Source organism: Pseudomonas sp. MWU347 (assembly GCF_017947305.1).
Classification (GTDB): Bacteria; Pseudomonadota; Gammaproteobacteria; order Pseudomonadales; family Pseudomonadaceae; genus Aquipseudomonas; species Aquipseudomonas putida_A.
The window spans coordinates 1-1,374 of sequence record NZ_JAFGZB010000027.1 but is presented as its reverse complement, the minus strand read 5'-3'; the positions used below and the strand labels follow the sequence as shown (position 1 = coordinate 1,374).

General features: G+C 56.6%; 1 protein-coding gene. It reads right to left on the bottom strand.

The features are described 5' to 3' along the window. Window positions 1-62 precede the first annotated feature (62 nt). Window positions 63-1,322 (bottom strand): IS256 family transposase, encoded by a 1,260-nt coding sequence (locus tag KCG87_RS27290; protein WP_098964685.1) that lies wholly within the window; start codon window positions 1,320-1,322, stop codon window positions 63-65. Window positions 1,323-1,374: the final 52 nt, after the last annotated feature.

Sequence of the window (1,374 nt, the reverse complement as noted above, 5' to 3'; positions counted from 1 at the left end):
CGAGAGTGTCAGATTTTTTGTGTGCGGGCCGGTAATGGCCTGCCGTCAGGCAGGCCTTCATTTCACCAGTTCGGCCTGATGAATCGGTCTCCATATAAAACCGCAAACTGATTCATGGCGCTTTTCCAGTCATGGGCGGCGCTGCCCCAGTTGGCGGTGATGTTTTTCAGCGCCAGCCAGATCAGTTTTGTCGCCGCCTCATCGGTTGGAAAGTGGCCTCTTGTCTTGATGATCTTGCGTAACTGCGAATTGATGCTTTCGATCGCGTTGGTGGTGTAGATCACTTTGCGTATCGCGGGTGGGAACACGAAAAATGGGATAACCCGCTCCCAGGCGCGTCTCCAAGCCGCCGCTATCGTCGGATACTGCTTGCCCCACGGCCCCGCTTCGAAGGCGTCCAGAGCCTGTTCGGCGACATCGGCATTGAGAGCTTGATAAATCGGCTTAAGGGCCTTGGCCAGTTCACGGCGCTTGTCCCACGCCGCGTAATCAAGGCTGTTGCGGATCAAATGGACGATGCATGTCTGCAGCGTTGTCTCTGGAAACACCGCACTCAAAGCCTCCGGCATACCTTTGAGCCCGTCAGTTACCGCGATCAGCACGTCTTCGACGCCCCGGGTTTTGAGGTCATTGAAGACCTTCATCCAGAACTTGGCACCTTCAGTGTTCTCGATCCAGATCCCCAAAATATCTCGGGTCCCATCCGGCAGCACGCCCAGAGCCAAGTAGATGGCCTTATTGCGAACCACGCCTTCGTCACGGATCTTGACCCGCAGAGCATCGAAGAAAATGACCGGATACATGGGCTCAAGCGGGCGTTGCTGCCAGGTACTGACTTCCTCCAGAACCGCATCGGTGACGGAGCTGATGAAGTCATGAGAGACATCTGTGCCGTACTGTTCCGAGAGGAAAGCACGAATCTCGCGAACGCTCATGCCACGGGCATACATGGCGATGATTTTGTCGTCGAAACCCGTGAAACGGCGCTCGTGCTTGGGGATCAGGATCGGGGCGAAACTGCCGTCGCGGTCTCTGGGAATATCCAGACGCAACGGGCCGTCTTCGGTCAGCACGGTCTTGCTGCTTCTGCCATTACGCTGATTACTCGAATCCTCAGGGCGCTCCGCGCCCTGAGGATAACCAAGGTGGTGCCCCATCTCGGCGCCAAGGGCTCGCTCGATCAGCGCTTTCTTAAACGCCATCGCGGCATCCTGAATAGCGTCGGCACTCATCGGGCCGCTGACGAACTGGTCGATCAGCTCTTGGGGAATGGAAGGAAGGTCACGCTGGGCCTCTCGGGCCGGTTTCTTTTTGGTCGGCATACATGCACCTCTGCGACATGTTATGCCCGAACACAAAATTTATGACACTCCC